The following is a 307-nucleotide window of genomic DNA, read 5'->3' on the forward strand; positions in this document are numbered from 1 at the left end:
GGACGAGTCGGCCGCCGACGCCTTCTTCGACGGCTACACCGGCACGGGCGTCTTCTGGAACGCCCCGACCCGGCTCCTCGACGGCTTCAAGCTGCTCGCCGTCCCGGAAACCGGCATCAACCTCGACAAGGTCCCCGGACCTCGCGGCCCGGTCACCTACACCGACCTCTACGTCCGCCAGTACGCGGTCCTGCCGGCCTGAGCACGCCGCCGAGGTCAGCGCGCCGGCGGAACGCCGGCGAGCTTGCGCAGTTCCTTGACGGTGTCCGCGGCATTGGTCACCAGCTCGGTGCGCTCGTCGGCGTCG

Annotated in this window: 1 pseudogene; it reads left to right on the top strand. The window is 71.0% G+C overall.

From position 1 onward, the window contains the following. A pseudogene (locus CCN39_RS52365) lies at positions 1 to 202 on the top strand (aldehyde dehydrogenase family protein); the annotation flags it as partial. Positions 203 to 307 lie beyond the last annotated feature (105 nt).

The organism is Amycolatopsis kentuckyensis (genome assembly GCF_002155975.1).
Taxonomy (GTDB): domain Bacteria; phylum Actinomycetota; class Actinomycetes; order Mycobacteriales; family Pseudonocardiaceae; genus Amycolatopsis; species Amycolatopsis kentuckyensis.